Annotated in this window: 22 protein-coding genes; 17 read left to right on the top strand and 5 right to left on the bottom strand. The window is 68.3% G+C overall.

Going from position 1 to position 16,484, the window contains the following annotated elements; all coding sequences use genetic code 11:
• Window positions 1-39: 39 nt before the first annotated feature.
• Window positions 40-1,374: a dihydrolipoamide acetyltransferase family protein gene (locus BLP38_RS11525; RefSeq protein WP_091357665.1), complete on the top strand. Its 1,335-nt coding sequence runs from the start codon at window positions 40-42 to the stop codon at window positions 1,372-1,374.
• Window positions 1,375-1,378: 4 nt separating this feature from the next.
• On the opposite strand, the gene BLP38_RS11520 is transcribed toward BLP38_RS11525, so the two are convergent.
• Complete coding sequence (locus BLP38_RS11520; RefSeq protein ID WP_091357662.1) at window positions 1,379-1,807, bottom strand: BLUF domain-containing protein; 429 nt, start codon at window positions 1,805-1,807, stop codon at window positions 1,379-1,381.
• 135 nt (window positions 1,808-1,942) lie between these two features.
• Here BLP38_RS11520 and BLP38_RS11515 point away from each other — a divergent pair, with 135 nt between their 5' ends.
• The 16 genes from BLP38_RS11515 (at window position 1,943) to BLP38_RS11440 (ending at window position 12,798) form a co-directional block, all read left to right on the top strand.
• Entirely contained in the window at window positions 1,943-2,275 is a 333-nt protein-coding gene (locus BLP38_RS11515) for a DUF3140 domain-containing protein (protein ID WP_091357658.1), read from the top strand.
• A 71-nt stretch (window positions 2,276-2,346) separates the two neighbouring features.
• Complete coding sequence (locus BLP38_RS11510) at window positions 2,347-3,339, top strand: metal ABC transporter solute-binding protein, Zn/Mn family (RefSeq protein ID WP_172824698.1); 993 nt, start codon at window positions 2,347-2,349, stop codon at window positions 3,337-3,339.
• A complete protein-coding gene (locus BLP38_RS11505; RefSeq protein ID WP_373457699.1) occupies window positions 3,291-4,148 on the top strand; it encodes a metal ABC transporter ATP-binding protein in 858 nt (285 codons plus the stop codon). Before BLP38_RS11510 ends, BLP38_RS11505 begins: the two co-directional genes overlap by 49 nt.
• Entirely contained in the window at window positions 4,145-5,044 is a 900-nt protein-coding gene (locus BLP38_RS11500; protein ID WP_091357649.1) for a metal ABC transporter permease, read from the top strand. The genes BLP38_RS11505 and BLP38_RS11500 overlap by 4 nt, the downstream gene beginning before the upstream one ends.
• Before the next feature lie 9 nt (window positions 5,045-5,053).
• On the top strand, window positions 5,054-5,482 hold the full coding sequence (locus tag BLP38_RS11495) for a Fur family transcriptional regulator (RefSeq protein ID WP_091357646.1): 429 nt from the start codon (window positions 5,054-5,056) through the stop codon (window positions 5,480-5,482).
• Window positions 5,472-6,503 (top strand): permease, encoded by a 1,032-nt coding sequence (locus tag BLP38_RS11490; protein WP_091357643.1) that lies wholly within the window; start codon window positions 5,472-5,474, stop codon window positions 6,501-6,503. The genes BLP38_RS11495 and BLP38_RS11490 overlap by 11 nt, the downstream gene beginning before the upstream one ends.
• A 4-nt stretch (window positions 6,504-6,507) precedes the next feature.
• Entirely contained in the window at window positions 6,508-7,269 is a 762-nt protein-coding gene (locus BLP38_RS11485) for a TIGR03943 family putative permease subunit (RefSeq protein WP_091359812.1), read from the top strand.
• The gene (locus tag BLP38_RS11480; protein ID WP_091357639.1) at window positions 7,259-8,647 is read left to right on the top strand and encodes a hypothetical protein; all 1,389 of its coding nucleotides are present in this window, start codon (window positions 7,259-7,261) and stop codon (window positions 8,645-8,647) included. Before BLP38_RS11485 ends, BLP38_RS11480 begins: the two co-directional genes overlap by 11 nt.
• Complete coding sequence (locus tag BLP38_RS11475) at window positions 8,644-9,309, top strand: DNA-3-methyladenine glycosylase (RefSeq protein WP_091359809.1); 666 nt, start codon at window positions 8,644-8,646, stop codon at window positions 9,307-9,309. Before BLP38_RS11480 ends, BLP38_RS11475 begins: the two co-directional genes overlap by 4 nt.
• Before the next feature lie 87 nt (window positions 9,310-9,396).
• On the top strand, window positions 9,397-10,038 hold the full coding sequence (locus BLP38_RS11470) for a HEAT repeat domain-containing protein (RefSeq protein WP_091357636.1): 642 nt from the start codon (window positions 9,397-9,399) through the stop codon (window positions 10,036-10,038).
• 9 nt (window positions 10,039-10,047) lie between these two features.
• Window positions 10,048-10,473 carry a cupin domain-containing protein gene (locus tag BLP38_RS11465; RefSeq protein WP_091357631.1) on the top strand — a complete coding sequence of 142 codons (426 nt, stop codon included), beginning with the start codon at window positions 10,048-10,050 and terminating at the stop codon, window positions 10,471-10,473.
• Window positions 10,470-11,429, top strand: coding sequence for a hypothetical protein (locus BLP38_RS11460; RefSeq protein WP_091357627.1), 960 nt, complete (start codon window positions 10,470-10,472; stop codon window positions 11,427-11,429). The genes BLP38_RS11465 and BLP38_RS11460 overlap by 4 nt, the downstream gene beginning before the upstream one ends.
• Before the next feature lie 177 nt (window positions 11,430-11,606).
• Entirely contained in the window at window positions 11,607-11,843 is a 237-nt protein-coding gene (gene rpmB / locus BLP38_RS11455; RefSeq protein WP_018187658.1) for a 50S ribosomal protein L28, read from the top strand.
• On the top strand, window positions 11,843-12,013 hold the full coding sequence (gene rpmG / locus BLP38_RS11450) for a 50S ribosomal protein L33 (RefSeq protein ID WP_005051772.1): 171 nt from the start codon (window positions 11,843-11,845) through the stop codon (window positions 12,011-12,013). Before rpmB ends, rpmG begins: the two co-directional genes overlap by 1 nt.
• Window positions 12,014-12,017: 4 nt before the next feature.
• Window positions 12,018-12,323, top strand: a complete 306-nt coding sequence (gene rpsN, locus BLP38_RS11445) for a 30S ribosomal protein S14 (protein WP_018187657.1) — start codon at window positions 12,018-12,020, stop codon at window positions 12,321-12,323.
• Between the two features lie 70 nt (window positions 12,324-12,393).
• On the top strand, window positions 12,394-12,798 hold the full coding sequence (locus tag BLP38_RS11440) for an arsenate reductase ArsC (protein WP_091357623.1): 405 nt from the start codon (window positions 12,394-12,396) through the stop codon (window positions 12,796-12,798).
• A 44-nt stretch (window positions 12,799-12,842) separates the two neighbouring features.
• Here the strand turns inward: BLP38_RS11440 and BLP38_RS11435 are convergent, their stop codons facing one another.
• The 4 genes from BLP38_RS11435 to BLP38_RS11420 form a co-directional block, all read right to left on the bottom strand.
• Window positions 12,843-13,361: a hypothetical protein gene (locus tag BLP38_RS11435; RefSeq protein ID WP_091357619.1), complete on the bottom strand. Its 519-nt coding sequence runs from the start codon at window positions 13,359-13,361 to the stop codon at window positions 12,843-12,845.
• Between the two features lie 359 nt (window positions 13,362-13,720).
• A complete protein-coding gene (locus BLP38_RS11430; protein ID WP_020098424.1) occupies window positions 13,721-14,053 on the bottom strand; it encodes a DUF7882 family protein in 333 nt (110 codons plus the stop codon).
• A gap of 304 nt (window positions 14,054-14,357) precedes the next feature.
• Window positions 14,358-15,335: an aldo/keto reductase gene (locus BLP38_RS11425; protein WP_091357616.1), complete on the bottom strand. Its 978-nt coding sequence runs from the start codon at window positions 15,333-15,335 to the stop codon at window positions 14,358-14,360.
• An 84-nt stretch (window positions 15,336-15,419) separates the two neighbouring features.
• Complete coding sequence (locus BLP38_RS11420) at window positions 15,420-16,427, bottom strand: oxidoreductase (RefSeq protein ID WP_197672422.1); 1,008 nt, start codon at window positions 16,425-16,427, stop codon at window positions 15,420-15,422.
• Between the last annotated feature and the right edge of the window lie 57 nt (window positions 16,428-16,484).

The following is a 16,484-nucleotide window of genomic DNA, read 5'->3' as shown; positions in this document are numbered from 1 at the left end:
CTCGGCGTGCGGCTGCAGTCTCGCGGGGATGGAGATGACATGAGCACGCAGACCTTCCACCTGCCGGACGTCGGCGAGGGCCTCACCGAGGCCGAGATCGTGCAGTGGCGTGTGGCGCCCGGCGATACCGTCGACGTCAACGACGTCCTCGTCGAGATCGAGACGGCCAAGTCGCTCGTCGAGCTGCCGTCCCCGTTCAGCGGGACGGTCGGCGACATCCTCGCCACCGAGGGCACGACCGTCGAGGTCGGCGCGGCCATCATCACGATCGCGGGTGGCGAGGGGCAGCCGGATGCCGACATCGGCCGCTCCGAGCACGGTGAGAAGCCCGCCGAGGAGCCCGGTGGCTCGGTGCTCGTCGGCTACGGCACCGGTGGCGAGGTCAAGTCGCGTCGCCGCAAGCCGGCCGAGAAGCCCGTGACTCGTGCCGTGGGCGTCGTCGCGAAGCCCCCGATCCGCAAGCTCGCGCGCGACCTCGGCGTCGACCTGGCCGACGTGTCGCCGAGCGGCACCGCCGGCGAGGTCACCCGCGAGGACGTCGTCCGCCACGCCGAGCAGGCCTCGGTCTTCCGCAACATCGCGACCCCCGACCTCCCCGAGGAGCGCGAGCTCTCGATTCCCGTGGCGGCACCCGCGGCATCCGCTCCGGCTCCTGCAGCACCCCAGGCTGATGCCCGCGAAGAGGCCATCACGGTGAAGGGCGTGCGCAAGGCGACGGCCAACGCGATGACCTCGAGCGCGTACACGGCGCCGCACGTGTCGGTGTGGACCGACGTCGACGCGACCCGGACGATGGAGCTCGTCAAGCGGCTGAAAGCCTCGCCGGACTTCGCCGACGTGAAGATCTCGCCGCTGCTGATCTTCTCGCGGGCCGTCATCTGGGCTCTCCGCCGCACGCCGATGATCAATGCCGCGTGGGTCGAGACCGAGAACGGCGCCGAGATCCGCGTGCGTCACTACGTGAACCTCGGCATCGCCGCGGCGACCCCCCGCGGCCTGCTCGTCCCCAACATCAAGGACGCACAGGACCTCAACATGCGCGGTCTCGCGCGTGCGCTGGAGAAGCTGACCGCCACCGCGCGTGACGGCAAGACGACGCCGGCTGACCAGCAGGGCGGCACGTTCACGATCACGAACATCGGTGTCTTCGGGATGGATGCCGGGACCCCGATCATCAATCCGGGTGAGTCCGGCATCATCGCCATGGGCACGATCCGGCAGAAGCCGTGGGTCGTCGACGGCGAGGTGCGCCCCCGCTTCGTGACGACCGTGTCGGGGTCGTTCGACCACCGCGTCATCGACGGCGACGGCATCAGCCGGTTCATCGCCGACGTCGCCTCGGTCCTCGAGGAGCCGGCGCTCCTGCTCGACTGAGGGGTCAGGCGCGGTCGGTGCCGGCCTTCTCGTGGAACCAGTCGCCGAGTGCGTCGGCCGATTCGCGCGTCGACTCGTCGTCGCTCGCCGTCTGGATCGCAGCCACGGCCTCGCCGGATCCGTCTCCGGGAGTCGTCGGCTCGTAGCCCATGGACCACGTCGAGTACTTGCGTTCGGTCGCCTGCTCGTCGAGCAGGACGCGGACATCCATGTGACGGGGATCGCGGCCGATGCGCTCCAGGAGCGCTCGGACGGCGGCATCCGGTCCTTCGAGGATCTGGATGAAATCGGGGTGGGTGTAGACGAGCATCCCCGTGATGCCGTCCCGCGAGTTGTTCGTTCGACTTTCGGTGAGGAGCTCGACCAGGCGCGCGTGGTCGAAGGGCTCGGTCGCGCGGCTCGCGTAAGCGATGAAGGTCAACTGCTCGGTCATCCTCGTAATCCCCTCGGGCGTGCCGGGAGGAGATGCCGCCCGGTTTCGATGACAGTAACACCCGGCGGGAAGCCCATCCGGCCCTTGCGCAACCCCTTGGAAGAAGTCCGCTCCCCCGCCCGGCACATTCGGCAAATGGACGCCGACGAGCAGCAGCAGATCACGACGGACTTCGACGGTGCGGTCAACATGACGGCCGCTCAGATCGAGAAATGGCTCGACACGGACGAGTCGAAGGCGGTGGGCCAGAAGTCCGGGGGAGGAGAGTCCACCGGGCATGCCTCCGGGCGCCGGATCGTGAAGATCCTCCGCAAGAAGAAGGACGAGCTGACGGGCGCGGACTACGCGCACATGAAGAAGGTCCACGGTTACGTCGCCCGGCACTCGACGCAGCGTCCGAAAGGCGATGTGACGGACACGGATTGGCGCTACTCGCTGATGAACTGGGGCCACGACCCGAAGAAGTGATGGTGATGAGTCCGCTGAGGATCGACGCTTGAGTTTGAGAACCGTTATCAACAGCACGTAGACTCGCCGTCATGACCTCTCGTGTGCCCGCACTCGTCGCTCTCGCGGCCGGATCCGTCCTCGTTCTCGCCGGCTGCGCCACCGCGACCCCCGGCGCCTCTGCCAGCGACAGCGCGACCCTGAAGGTCGTCGCGTCCACGAACGTCTACGGGTCACTCGCGGCCGCGATCGGCGGCGACGACGTCGAGGTCACGTCGATCATCGACTCTCTCTCTCAGGACCCGCACTCGTACGAGGCGTCCGCGCGCGACCAGCTCACGGTGTCGCAAGCCGACCTCGTGATCGAGAACGGCGCCGGGTACGACGCGTTCCTCGACGGACTCATCGAGGCGAGCGGTACGAAAGCTCCGGTCATCACTGCCGTCGAGTACTCGCACGACTACCCCGGCAATGAGGGACACTCCGACGACGCGCACGCCGAGGGTGACGGACACGACCATGCCGAAGAGGGTGATCACGCGGGGCATGATCACATCGAGGGGTTCAACGAGCACGTCTGGTACGACCCGCACACCGTTGAGCACGTCGTCGAGGACATCGCCCACGAACTCGGTGAACTGGATGCCGCCAAGGCCGACACCTTCGAGGCCAACGCCAAGAAGCTCATCGACGGCATCGCAGGGCTCGAGACCTCCCTCGAGAAGATCTCGGCCGCTAACGCGGGCGAGAAGATCTTCGTGACCGAGCCCGTACCGCTGTACCTCACGGCTGCGGCCGGTCTCGAGAACGCGACGCCCGAGGCGTTCAGCGAAGCGGTGGAAGAGGGTCAGGACGTGCCGCCTGCCACCCTGCTCGAAGCGACGAAGATCCTCGACTCCGGCGAGGTCCGAACCGTCATCGTCAATGCCCAGACCGGCGGCGCCGAGACCACCGAGGTGACGAAGCTGGCCGAGAAGAACGACATCCCCGTGCTGAAGTTCACCGAGATCCTCCCGGAGGGTCTGACCTACGTCGAATGGATGCAGAAGAACATCGACGACCTGGCGGGTACGCTGACCCGGTGACCCCGGACGCACCAGCCCCTCTCGAGATCCGGGGTGCCGCACTGCGGCGCGGCGGTCGCGAACTGTGGAGCGGTCTCGATCTGACGGTCGAGCCGGGCGAGCTCATCGCGGTCCTCGGTCCCAGCGGTTCCGGCAAGACCACTCTGCTGCGCGCGATCCTCGGACTCGAGGACCTCAGCGAGGGGTCCGTCGAGGTCGACGGAAAGCGCGTCCGCCGCGCGGGCAACCGGGGAATCGGCTACCTGCCGCAGACCCGCCCGCTCCCACGGGACACCGCCCTTCGGGGGCGCGACCTCGTCGCGCTCGGGGTCAACGGCCACCGATTCGGACCCCCGATCCCTCGCCGGAAGGACCGCCAGCGGGTCGACGAGCTCATCACCCAGATCGGCGCGACGGAGTTCGCCGATCGCCCCGTCGGCATCCTCTCCGGTGGCGAGCAGCAGCGACTGCGCGTGGGGCAGGCCCTCGCCGACGACCCGCGACTGCTGCTGTGCGACGAGCCGCTGACGAGCCTCGACCTCGCCAACCAGCAGGCGGTCGTCGGACTCATCGATAAGCATCGGCGCAGCGGAGCCGCGGTCCTGCTCGTCACCCACGACATCAACCCGCTGCTCGGCAAGGTCGACCGGATCCTCTACATCGCGAACGGCCGCTTCACCCTCGGAAAGCCGAAGGACGTGCTGACCTCTCCCGTCCTCACCGACCTCTACGGCGCGCCGGTCTTCGTGCTGCGAGCCGGCGACCGGTTGGTCGTCGTCGGGGCGCCCGACGCCGAGGCATCCCACCATCATCACGAGGACCACGCATGAACTGGGACGACATCGCGAACGCCATGTTCGGCGGCGTGCCGGTCTACGGTCAGATCCTCGCACTCGTGCAGAACTCGGTGTGGGCGGGCGCCATCCTCGGCCTCGTCGGCGGGCTCATCGGCGTGTTCGTGCTGCAGCGCGACATGGCCTTCGCGGTGCACGGCATCAGCGAGCTGTCGTTCGCCGGTGCGGCGGCGGCGCTCCTGATCGGCGCGGACGTCGTCACCGGGTCGATCGTCGGATCGATGGTCGCCGCGGCCCTGATCGGCTGGCTCGGCTCGCGGGCGCGCGACCGCAACTCGATCATCGGTGTGCTCATGCCGTTCGGTCTGGGCCTCGGCATCCTCTTCCTCGCCCTCTACGACGGACGGAGCGCCAACCGCTTCAGCCTGCTGACGGGGCAGATCGTGTCGGTGCAGTCCGATCAGCTCACCTGGCTGATCGCCATCTCCGCCGTCGTACTGGTGGCGCTGCTGCTCATCTGGCGTCCCCTGCGATTCGACTCGCTCGATCCGCAGTCCGCGGCGGCGCGCGGCGTCCCGACCGGGCTGATCTCGCTCGCCTTCATGCTGCTGCTGGGTCTCGCGGTCGCCGTCGCCGTGCACATCATCGGCGCGCTCCTCGTCCTCGCCTTGCTCGTGACTCCGGCCGCCGCCGCGGCGCGTATCGCGCACGGGCCCGTCGCGGTCCCGCTGCTCGCGGCCCTCTTCGGCGTCGTCTCCGCAGTCGGCGGCATCCTGCTCGCCGTCGCCGGCACCCTGCCGGTGAGCCCCTACATCACGACGATCTCGTTCGTCATCTATCTCGTCTGCCGCGTCTTCGGCGATCGCCGGGGGCGGGTGCAGCGGACGGATGCCTCCCGAGGCACCCAGCCCGTCGCTAGGGCGCGAGCGTAGAATCCGCGCATGGCCCAGCGCAACACCTGGCAGCGCGAGCGCGTCCGCTCGGCGCTGTCCGACGCCCCGGGATTCGTGAGCGCCCAGGATCTGCACGCCGCACTCCGCGACGAGAACACTGGGATCGGCCTCGCGACCGTCTACCGGGCTCTCGCGACCCTCGCCGCCAGCGGTGAGGCGGACCAGCTGCAGTCTCCCGAGGGCGAGGCGATCTACCGGGCGTGCGCCAGCACCGGACATCACCATCACCTGATCTGCCGGGTGTGCGGCAAGGCCGTCGAGATCGAGGCCACCGAGGTCGAGACCTGGGCGAAGCGCACGGCGGCGGCGAACGGCTTCACCGACGCCGAGCACGTCGTCGACATCTTCGGTACGTGCGCCGAGTGCAGCGCCCGGATCGCGCGGGGCGACGACCGGCCCGAGGCTCGTGCGGACTGAGGTCCGCCCCGCGGCATCCCGAACGTCGTCGACCCCCGTACGGGGGTCGGCTGCGCGCGGTGCGCTCTGGCTGGGGCTCGGTTTCATCGGCGTTCTGGCGCTCATCGGCGTGGCGCTGTGGAGCCCATCACCCGAGCTCCCGACTCGCGCGCAGGACGGCCTGACCCTCGCCCTCAGCGTCCTCATCGAGTCGCTGCCGTTCGTGATGCTCGGCGTGATCCTCTCGATCGTCGTGCAGGTGTGGGTGCCGCCGGGGGTCATCGAACGCTGGATGCCGCGGAACCCCTGGGGCCGCCGCGCCGTCCTCTCCCTCCTGGGCATGCTGATCCCGGTCTGCGAGTGCGGCAACGTCCCCTTCGCCCGCGGGCTCATGATGCGCGGGTTCTCGGTCGCCGAGACGCTGACCTTCCTGGTCGCGGCGCCCATCGTGAACCCGATCGTCATCATCACGACCCACCAGGCCTTCGGCTTCGACGACGGCATCCTCGTCGCGCGCCTGCTCGGCGGGTACCTCATCGCGAACGTCATCGGATGGCTGTACAGTCGGCATCCCGATCAGGACTCCCTCATCACCGATCGCTTCCGCGACGCGTGCCTGGCCGAGCAGGGCGTCACGGGCGACCGCGGTCGGCGCAGCCTCGCGCAGTTCGTCGTCGAGCTGCGCGCCGTCATGCCCGCTCTCATCATCGGTTCGGCCGTCGCGGGTGCGGTGCAGGTCGTCGTGCCGCGCGATGTGCTGCTGTCGATCGGGTCGAACCCTGCCCTCTCGATCGCCGCGATGATCATGCTCGCGATGATCGTGTCGATCTGCTCCAACGTCGACTCGTTCTTCGCGCTCTCGTTCGCCTCGACGTTCACCCCGGGCGCCATCGTCGCATTCCTCCTCGTGGGTCCCCTCGTCGACGTGAAGATGCTCGCGCTCCTGCGCACCACCTTCCGCACCCGGGTCCTCGGCGTCCTGGTCGCCGCGGTCGTCCTCGCGGCGGCCGCGATCGGAGGGGCGGTGAACCTCCTTGCGTGACACCGTGTGGTTCCGGATGCTGGGCGTCGGCGCGGTCGCACTGATCTCGGCCCTGACGATCGCCCTCGCGGTGACCGGCCGGCTCGGGCTCTACATCAACCCCGAGTCGTCGTGGTTCGCGGTCTCGATGGCTGCCCTCGCGCTCGTCGGGTGCGCGATCAGCTTCGTCCTGCCGCTCGGCGCGGCGGAGGATCACGGGCACGACCACGGCGACGCGCCCGCCGACCACGACCACCACGATCACGACGAGCGTTCGCCGCGCACGCCCCGCCAGGTCGTCGGCACCGCGGCGACGGTTGCGGGAGGGGCGCTCGCGCTCGGTCTCGCGGGAACGATGCTGGTCGTCCCGCCGGCCACGCTGTCGGCGGAGCTGGCGGCATCCCGCACCACCGGCTCGGCACCGCTGTTCCAGAACGCCGACACCGTCGCGCTCGCGATCACCGGCGACACGGCCTCGTTCGGCATCGGCGACTGGGCGAGCGTGTTCGCGACGGCGACCGACCCCGAGGTGTTCGACGGCACCGAGATCTCGCTGACCGGCTTCGTCGCTCCCGGCCAGCAGGGCTTCGCCCTGACGCGGCTCATCATCACCCACTGCGTCATCGACGCGCAGCCGGCGAGCCTTCCGGTCGCCACCGACGACATCCCCCGCAAGGGCCAGTGGGTGACCGTGACGGGGACCATCCGCGACGTCGACGGTCAGCTGCAGGTGACGGCGGCCTCCGTCGAGCAGATCGACGAGCCCAAGGACCCGTATGAGTTCTGACAGCCGGCGCGCTCAGCGCCAGCGTCGGCAGGCCCGCGGGTTCTCGGTACGTGTGATCGCGGTCGTCGCGGTCCTCGCGCTCGTGGCGCTCGCCGCCGGCGTCATCACGACCCTGCAGGGTCCTCGGATCACCTCGGTCCAGGCCGACACGGCCGCCGCCGTCTCCTCCCCCGGTTCCCGCGTGATCTTCGAGACGACGCAGTCGCTCCAGAAGGTGGATGCCGCACAGGTCACCATCACGCCGGCGGCGCCGTTCAGCGTCGACACCTCGGGGCGGAGTGTCGGCATCCGCTTCACGGATCCGCTCTGGGACGAGACGACGTACACGATCCGCATCGACCGGTTGGCGGGTCTCGGGGGCGGCCCGGCCTCGACCGTCGAGGAGTCGTTCGCCACGCCGAAGCTGCACTCGTACGTCCTGCAGCGCAGCGAGGGCGGCGACAAGATCTACCGCGTCGACCTCGACGGCAACACGGAGCCCGTGTTCGAGCACGAGCACATCGAGGACTTCCGCGCGACGGCCGCGCACCTCGTCGTATCCACCCTCGAAGACGGGGTGTCGCACCTCATCGTCACGCGCACCGACGGCTCCCAGCCGAAGGAGCTCACCCTGCCCGGTGAGGGCGTCGTGACGAACCTGCAGAGCGCAGAACGCGGCAACACGATCGGTTACACCTTCACGGATGCCGACATCTCGGCATCCGGGGGACGCGAGAGCCTGCTCTTCACGGGCTCGACCGCGGACCCGGGCGCGGGGCCCGCCGAGATCTCGGTGACCGGGGCCGACAAGCGGGTCGAGGACTGGCGGTTCGTCCCCGGGACCGACACGATCCTCATGCTCACCTTCGACGGCGCGCTCAGCCTCGTGTCGTCGGCGGGGGCGCCTCCCGTGGAGCTCGGGAATGCGATCGGGATCGACGACATCGCCGGGACGACGGCCTACATCGAGCGCGTCGACGGACCGGCGATCGTCGACCTCGCCTCGGCGAAGGAGAACCCGCTCCCCCCGACGGCGGGGGAGCTCGGTCAGACCGGCTCGGTCCTGGCGATGTCCGACGGGTCGACCCTTCGCGCCCTCACCCCGTTCGACGGGCTGAACCCGCTCGGCACGAACATCATGCGGGTGGATGCCGACGGCAAGGCGAGCGTGGTCGCGAAGGTCGATCCCGCCGACGGACTCCTCCAGACGTGCGTGTCGCCGAGCGGCCGGTACGCGGCTCTCGTCATCGCACCGAACGTGGTCGACAACCCGTACGACGGTTACACGCTGCCGCTGCCGACGACGCTCGAGACGCGCATCTACGCCCTCGACGGGACGCAGGTCACCGTCATGGAGGGGTTCGACGTCGCCTGGTGCCGGAAGGCCCCCTCGCTGTGACCGCCCTCGTCGCCGCGACCCGCGAAGCCCTGGCGGGACTCCCGGCCGATGTCGCGCCGACCCTGCTCGGTGGCGAGCTGCACGTGACGACCGCGACCGGCTTCGTCGCCCTGCGGATCACCGAGGTGGAGGCGTACCACGGCCGCGGGACGGGGCCGCAGGCCGACCCCGGCTCGCACGCGCGGATGGGGCCGACCGCCCGCAATGCGACGATGTGGGGCGAACCCGGCCATCTGTACGTGTACCTGAGCCACGGCATCCATTCGTGCGTCAATGTCGTGTGCGGTCCCGAGGGTGTCGCGGGCGGAATCCTGCTGCGCGGCGGAGAGGTCGTCGACGGAGCGGATGCCGCGCACGCCCGCCGGCCCGCGGCGCGCACCGCGCGCGACCTGGCCCGCGGACCCGGCCGCCTCGGCGATGCGGTGGGGCTGCGGAATCCCGTGCACGACGGCATCGACGCGGTCACGGGGGAGGAGCAGGCCGGCGCGAGCGCGCGGCTGTTCCTGCGCGCCGATCCGCTGGTCGAGATCGCGACGGGACCGCGGGTCGGCGTCGCAGGGATCGCCGGGACCGACGCGTTCCCGTGGCGCTTCTGGATCCCGGGCGACCCGTCGGTGTCGGCGTTCCGCTGGGGGAGAGGGGCGCGCGAGGCCGCGGGCTAAGGTCGCGATGCCGGGAACACTCGCTCACCTCGGCGTGTTCCAGTGAGGGTGGGATGCCGCATCCCGCCCGACCCCGTGAGGTGACCCATGACCGAGACGTCCGCTGCAGACCGGCTCGAGGCCGCCCTCGCGTCGCTCGACCCGTCCGCGCGCGTGCAGGCCGCGATGACGGCGGGCACCCACCCGCGCTCGGAGTACATCCCGGTGCTCGTGGCGCAGTGCCGCATCGAGCCGCAGTTCCTCGTGCGCGAGATGCTGACCTGGGCGTTGACCCGACACGACGCCGATGAGGTCATCGACCGGCTCCTCGTCGAACTCGGCTCACGCGGGGCCCAGATCCGGGCGCAGGCGTTGCACACGATGTCGAAGATCGGCGGTCCGCGCGTGTGGCCGGCGATCACCGCCGACCTGCTGAAGGATGCCGACGACGCGGTCGCGCGCGTGGCCTGGCGGACGGCAGCACGGCACGTGCCGGCAGCCGAGGCATCCGCTCTCGCGACGACCCTGGCGACGCAGTTCGCCCGCGGCGAGGACGACACCCGGCGCAGTCTGAGCGAGGCGTTCGCGACGCTGGGCGAGCCGGCGCGTCCGCAGGTCGACTGGGCACTCGCGACGGGTGGCCCGTACACGCGCGCCCACGCCGCCGTGACCGCGCGACTGATGGACGACCCGGAGGCGACGTACGACGAGGCCGTGGCTGCGGCGCAGGCGTCTGAAGTCGGCCGCTAGCATGACGGGGTGCCCCAGGTATCCGTCATCCGCGCCTCAGACATCGACGCGGCGGTCGGCGGCGGGAGCCGTCAGTACCTGACGGGAACCCTGGCACGCGCTCAAGCGCTGGCGCATATCGAAGACGCTGAGCTCGAAGCGGGGATCTCGGACTACGACGCGGATACCGTCGACCAGCCGCATATGCATCCCCGCGCGCGGGAGTATCAATTGGTCCTGCGCGGCCGTCTGCTCATCCGCGAACTCGCTACGGGAGTCGTGCACGATCTTCGGGCCGGCGACTTCTACGTGATCGAGCGAAACACCGCGTATGCGCAGAAGGTCTACGCGCATACGCGCGTGTTCTTCTTCAAGAATCCGGCGGGCAACGACAAAGTTGCCGTGGAGCTCGACGCCGCCGCAGAGGAGTGGGTGGCGGAAGGGTGGCCAGAGTGACGGTCACGACGGTAGGGGAGTCGACCACGGCCCGCACGTATGCGCGGTTTCGGCTGCGGCGGTTCTTCTCCCGCGGATGGCGAGTCTTCGCGGCGGTGTTCACCGTGGGATACGCGGGTCTGCAAGCGGCGGTGTTCCTCATCGACGGGCTCGATCCGCTCCGCTTCCCGGTTGTCGCATCGATCTTCGGTGTCGCTCTCGTTGCCGCGATCATCGCCGGGCTGATCGCGCAGGCACGGCTCCGCAGTGTGACCGTTGCGGTGGATGCCGGACACAGCGTCACGGTCGTGGTGGGCGACTTCATGGACAACCTCGATAAGTACCCGCGCGCATCCTTCGTCCTGGGAATCAACGACCGCGCGGCGGTGGAGGGTCTCGCGGAGGACTCGCTGCACTTCGCAGTCCTCGATCGCTTCTCCCGCGGTGGCGCGCGCGAAAGGCAGGAGTCGCTCGATGACGCCCTGCTCGAGCAACGACTCATCCCCCGACGTCAGCGCGGTCGGGTGGAGTGGGATCGGCGGACCGTGCTTCCCCACGGGACAGTCGTCATGCAGCCCGTCGGGACGTTCGGTAGCGCGGGTGCGCGATCGGCGTTCCTCGTCGTCAACTCGTCGCGGGGCCGAACCGACTACCGCGGGACCGGCGCTAGCCGCAGCGCCGCCGACCAGGTGTGGGCGTTCCACGAGCACGCCGGCGTCTTCACCGACGAGATCTTGTTCTCACTCGTAGGAACTGGTCGCTCGCGCGACCTGAGCAAGATGCACTCTGCGCTGCGGATAATCGATCGCTACTTCGAGGGCCTCGCCCACGATCGTCCCGTCCGGATCGCGCGGGTCGTGATCTCAATCCTCCCCTCGGTCGTGCGATCTGGTGAAGTCGACCTCGACGTCCTCCACCGGTACATGTCCGCGAAAGTCGCAGCCGAGCGCACGTCGGCCACCGCGGCATCCGCCTGAGCCACGGCGAGGCGACACGCCCGGCCGTGCTAGACTGACTCTTCGTCTGCGCGCACTCCAGCACGCAGTTCGCATCCCACCCTCAGAAGACGGCCCAACAGCCGTGTCCGGGAGCGGGGTGCAGACAAGGGATCTTGGGTGGCACCGTCCGGTGTCACGGTACTAAGGAGAATCACTATGGCAGCAGTGTGCCAGGTGACTGGAGCTGTTCCCGGCTTCGGTCACAACATCTCGCACTCGCACCGCCGGACGAAGCGCCGCTTCGACCCGAACGTGCAGAAGAAGACCTATTTCGTTCCTTCGCTTGGTCGCAAGATCACGCTGAACGTCTCGGCTAAGGGCATCAAGGTCATCGACGCCCGCGGCATCGAGTCGGTCGTGAAGGACCTCCTCGCGAAGGGTGTGAAGCTCTAATGGCGAAGAAGGCTCAGGACGTTCGTCCGATCATCAAGCTGCGTTCGACCGCCGGCACGGGGTACACCTACGTGACGCGCAAGAACCGCCGCAACAACCCCGACCGCATCGTGCTCAAGAAGTACGACCCGGTGATCCGCAAGCACGTCGAATTCCGAGAGGAGCGCTGATCGCATGGCGAAGAAGAGCAAGATCGCGCGCAACAACCAGCGCGAGGTCATCGTCGCCCGCTACGCCGAGAAGCGTGCCGAGCTGAAGAAGACCCTCGTGGACCCGAACGCGACCGACGAGGCCCGCGAGGCCGCCCGCGTCGGCCTGCAGAAGCTTCCCCGCAACGCATCGCCGGTCCGCCTGCGCAACCGCGACGCCATCGACGGACGCCCCCGCGGCCACCTGTCGAAGTTCGGCATCTCGCGTGTCCGCTTCCGCGAGATGGCGCACCGTGGCGAGCTGCCCGGCGTGACCAAGTCGAGCTGGTAAGCACCACCTCCGCACGAAGCCCCCGTCCTCGGACGGGGGTTTCGTCGTTCCCAGGGCTCAGTCGGCCTTCATGACTGACATCACCAAACCCGCCGTCCTCTTCGTCTGCGTCCACAACGCCGGCCGCTCGCAGATGGCCGCAGGATACCTCCGCGCGATCGCCGGGGACCGCATCGACGTGTTCTCCGCGGGCAGTGAGTCCGACAACGCCGTGAACCCTAACGCCGTCGCCGTGATGGCGGAGGAGGGCATCGACCTCGCCAGGGCCGTGCCGCGGATCCTGACCACCGACGCCGTCCGCCGAGCCGACGTGGTGATCACGATGGGCTGCGGCGACGCCTGCCCGATCTTCCCAGGCGAGCGCTACGAGGATTGGCAGCTCACCGACCCCGCCGGCCAGTCCATCGAGATCGTCCGAGAGGTCCGTGATGATATCCGCGGGCGGATCGAGGAACTCGTCGGCAGCCTGCTCTAGGCTTCCGCGCACTCCATGTCGCCGGGGCTGACGGTGAGTCGCCCTCAGTCGCGGCCTGATCCACCTTCTTCCATCCAGTCACTTACTCGCGCGCTCTCATCGCCCAGGTCGCCTGTGTCGGGCGGAGTGAATACGATCGAGGCTGCAAGTACCGCCACAGCGGCGGCGCGAGCTATCTCCCGATGCGACGCGTCTTGGAATCGATGGGCGTCGGCGTCTCGCTGGATCGCCAGATGAGTGTCAATGTCGCCCAGGCGTTCTGCGATCACGGAGGCGAGTCCATCGCGGAGCTCTTCAAGGTTGGTGTTGTAGATCTCAAGCCGACGGTCGGACACTCGCAGTTCCGCGGTCGAGTAGCCGTGCGCGGACAGTTGCGCCCGGGTCTCGTTGCCTTCAATGGCGGCTATCTCATCCGGCTCCACCCTGCGGGTGAAGACGGCTTCGACGGTGTACCGGTCGGGTGCATCGGCGGTCATCAGCTCCGACGGGAGGGTGGTGACCAGGATCGACCGGAGGCCCAACAATGCGGGGCTACTGCCCGCGCTCTTCACTTGTGCATTCATGAACCGACGTTACGCCTCCGGCCTGGGCGTCGCACAGGAACCGGCGGCTGCCCCAGCCTGTCGCTGGAGCGGGGACCTCGCCAGGCGCGCACTGGGGGTTGCGTTGGCCTCAGAAGACGAGGTCCCCTCTCAAGCGGTCGTGCAGACAAACAGGATCCCCTCACAATCACCCCCCAGGTGAGTGCAAGGGGATCCACCCATCTCCAAAACACGAGGATCAAAAGATCTGCGGTGCTGGCGGGGCTTCTCCAACCGGGCGGCCCCCCCGACCGCCCTCATTGCTGACAGTGTCACGGATCCCCGCGCACCGATAGGGGGGTAGCCGGATACCACCCGGCCGGACACTTCGGGGGCGTTGGTCAGATGACGTCGGCGGCCGCTTCGGCGCGATGGTCATCCGGCGGCTCGGACACGAGGTAGAGCCCGCTGGTCGCGTCGGCAAGGCGCGCGAGCTTGCTCAACCACGCCCTGTTGATGGTCGGCGCGCGGCTACCGCGGTACGTGAAGCTGAGCTTCGAGTCGGAGTGGATCCAGACCGCTCGTCGGCCGTCATCCATGCTGAGGTCCTCGCGCCAGGTGAAGAAGAACGGCTCGCCACGTTTCAACTTGTTCCCGATCACGATCTGCAAATGCGCGAGCGCGCGATCTTCGATGTCGGTCTTCGCGTTGGTGCTGTAGTTGAAGCGCCCCATGGTGGTGACCTTCCCTTAACCGGGCGCATCCCATCAGACACACTGCTGAGCAGTGCTGCGGATCCAACATGCTGGTGCCCCACTCTGCAGGTTCCTCGCGTCACGCCGATCGGGCGAGGGGTTGCGCGCCACACGACAACGTGATGGTCGGCGGCTGGCAGATCGAGATGTACGACTGATCCGGCGAGGTGGTTCCAGATGCCTGTGATGCCGGCGGCGCGTGCGATCGTGCTGTGGCTACCTGGCCGAAATCTTCACGGCCGTAGCCGGTGTGCGGTCACCGGCCTGTTTCGGCGCTCCGACCTCACTGGTCGATTGACGCCATGTTGCCCTCGTCGTGCCGAGCGCCGGCGGCCGGCGTCAGGTTGTTGAGGCGCTCGATCTGGTCTTCCGTGAGTTCGACACCGTCGGCTGCTGTGTTCTCCTCGACGCGGTTGACGCGTCGCGTTCCGGGAATCGGAGCGATGTCTTCTCCTCGGGTCAGCAACCACGCGAGGGCCGCCTGCGCGGGCGTTGCCCCTGCTTCCGCAGCGATGGCTCGCACCTCATCGACGATCGCGAGGTTGCGGGTGAAGTTTTCGCCTGTGAACCGCGGATTGGTCTTCCGCCAGTCGTTGTCGGGAAAGTCGGTGACGGTGCGGATTTGTCCGGTGAGTAGCCCGTGGCCGAGCGGCGAGTACGGCACGAGCCCGATTCCGAGCTCGCGCAGCAGCGGAAGGATCTCCGCTTCCACGTCGCGGGTCCATAGCGAGTACTCGGTCTGCAATGCGCTCACAGCCTGTACCGCGTGCGCACGTCGGATCGTCTCCGGCGATGCCTCCGACAAGCCGAAGTGCAACACCTTGCCCTCAGCGATCAGCTCCGCAACGGCTCCTGCGGTTTCCTCGATGGGCGTCTTCTTGTCCACGCGGTGCTGGTAGTACAGGTCGATGTGGTCGGTACCGAGTCGCTGCAGGGAGCCTTCGACCGCGGTCTTGATGTTTGCGGCGCTGCTGTTCGGGTTTCGCTCACCACGCGAGTGGTCGTAGAGGCCGAACTTCGTGGCGATGACGACGCCGTCCCGACGTCCCTTGAGGGCACGGCCAACGATTTCCTCGCTGAGGAAAGGCCCGTAGATCTCGGCCGTGTCGATGTGGGTGACCCCGAGGTCGAGCGCGCGGTGGATCGTGCGGATGGACTCGGCATCATCCAGGCCGCCTTCGGCGGTGTAGGTGCCTGCCATGGTCATGGCACCGAGCCCGATGCGGGATACCTCAAGGTTTCCGAGCTGTGCATTTTTCATGGGTGTTTCTCCTGTTCGGTTCGAGCGCAGGTAGCGCACGGGGTGTTGGTTTTGAACGGGTTCATGATCGGGAAGTGCTCGGAGTTATCCATCGACGAGGTGGGGCCAGTTGGTCCCGAAGTAGTCGATGAACGCGTCTCCGAGCCGCTCCGCGCGGAGGCGCTCGCGGGACAGGGGAAACTCCTGCGGACGATAGTCCGGGTCGGCGATCGCCTTCGTGGCGAAGGAATGGTCCGCGATGGCCGCCTTGCCGATATATGCGAGATCCGCCCCCTGGTCCAACATGCGCTGCGCATCGCGGGCCGTCGAGATATGTCCGGCCACGCCCAGCGCGGCGCCACCGCGGGGGATGTCGAGAAAGTGCTCGATCAGCGTGGCGCTGCCCTCGGGTGCGTTGGCGGGAAGCTTGCGAACATCCCACAGTGAAAGGTCGAGCAGGTCGATGTCGCCGCTGGCGAATAACTCGCGGACGAGATCGACCATGTCGCCGAGCACCTGCCCGTGGCGCTCGACTGAAAGGCGGAGGCCCACATGGAAACCAGATCCGGTGCGCTCGCGAATCGCCTTCAGGACTTCCTTGACGAACCGGCTGCGCCCGGCCGGGTCGCTGCCGTAGCCGTCCTCGCGCAGATTGTTCGAGGCGTCGAGAAACTGCCCAACAAGGAAGCCGTGACCGCCATGGACCTCGATCCCGTCGAAGCCCGCGTTCTCGGCGCGGCGGGCCGCTTCGGCGAAGTCGTCCACAGCCTGGTGGACCTCGCTGGTGGAGAGTGCCCGCACCCCTGTCTGCGCATCGTCCCAGGGGCCGACGACGGTGCCGTGTGAGAGATTCGGGTCTGCGCGAACGCCTCCGTGATGGAGCTGGATCGATGATCTGGCACCGGCGGCGGCGACCCTCGCCGCCAGACGCTCGAGCCCTGGAAGATGCGAGTCACTGGAGATCCCGAGTTGTCCCGGCCACACCTGGCCTGCTGGGTGCACGAATGTCGCCGCGGTGTGAAGCAGTCCGAAGCCGCCGTCTGCCCGGGCGGCGAGCCAGTCGAGCTCATCATCGGAGAGCGTCCCGTCGGGGTGGCTCTGCTGGTTGGTCATCGGTGCGAGGACCAACCGGTTGGAGCCACCCCGATCAGCGCCCGAACCTCTCGCTCT

The organism is Microbacterium sp. LKL04 (assembly GCF_900102005.1).
GTDB lineage: Bacteria > Actinomycetota > Actinomycetes > Actinomycetales > Microbacteriaceae > Microbacterium.
This window is presented reverse-complemented; position numbering and strand designations above follow the sequence as displayed.

Coding starts and splice junctions, on each gene's coding strand:
- BLP38_RS11525 (WP_091357665.1), top strand. CDS start 40: ATGAGCACGCAGACCTTCCACCTGCCGGACGTCGGCGAGGGCCTCACC.
- BLP38_RS11520 (WP_091357662.1), bottom strand. CDS start 1,807: ATGACCGAGCAGTTGACCTTCATCGCTTACGCGAGCCGCGCGACCGAG.
- BLP38_RS11515 (WP_091357658.1), top strand. CDS start 1,943: ATGGACGCCGACGAGCAGCAGCAGATCACGACGGACTTCGACGGTGCG.
- BLP38_RS11510 (WP_172824698.1), top strand. CDS start 2,347: ATGACCTCTCGTGTGCCCGCACTCGTCGCTCTCGCGGCCGGATCCGTC.
- BLP38_RS11505 (WP_373457699.1), top strand. CDS start 3,291: ATGGATGCAGAAGAACATCGACGACCTGGCGGGTACGCTGACCCGGTG.
- BLP38_RS11500 (WP_091357649.1), top strand. CDS start 4,145: ATGAACTGGGACGACATCGCGAACGCCATGTTCGGCGGCGTGCCGGTC.
- BLP38_RS11495 (WP_091357646.1), top strand. CDS start 5,054: ATGGCCCAGCGCAACACCTGGCAGCGCGAGCGCGTCCGCTCGGCGCTG.
- BLP38_RS11480 (WP_091357639.1), top strand. CDS start 7,259: ATGAGTTCTGACAGCCGGCGCGCTCAGCGCCAGCGTCGGCAGGCCCGC.
- BLP38_RS11470 (WP_091357636.1), top strand. CDS start 9,397: ATGACCGAGACGTCCGCTGCAGACCGGCTCGAGGCCGCCCTCGCGTCG.
- rpmB (WP_018187658.1), top strand. CDS start 11,607: ATGGCAGCAGTGTGCCAGGTGACTGGAGCTGTTCCCGGCTTCGGTCAC.
- rpmG (WP_005051772.1), top strand. CDS start 11,843: ATGGCGAAGAAGGCTCAGGACGTTCGTCCGATCATCAAGCTGCGTTCG.
- rpsN (WP_018187657.1), top strand. CDS start 12,018: ATGGCGAAGAAGAGCAAGATCGCGCGCAACAACCAGCGCGAGGTCATC.
- BLP38_RS11440 (WP_091357623.1), top strand. CDS start 12,394: ATGACTGACATCACCAAACCCGCCGTCCTCTTCGTCTGCGTCCACAAC.
- BLP38_RS11435 (WP_091357619.1), bottom strand. CDS start 13,361: ATGAATGCACAAGTGAAGAGCGCGGGCAGTAGCCCCGCATTGTTGGGC.
- BLP38_RS11430 (WP_020098424.1), bottom strand. CDS start 14,053: ATGGGGCGCTTCAACTACAGCACCAACGCGAAGACCGACATCGAAGAT.
- BLP38_RS11425 (WP_091357616.1), bottom strand. CDS start 15,335: ATGAAAAATGCACAGCTCGGAAACCTTGAGGTATCCCGCATCGGGCTC.
- BLP38_RS11420 (WP_197672422.1), bottom strand. CDS start 16,427: ATGACCAACCAGCAGAGCCACCCCGACGGGACGCTCTCCGATGATGAG.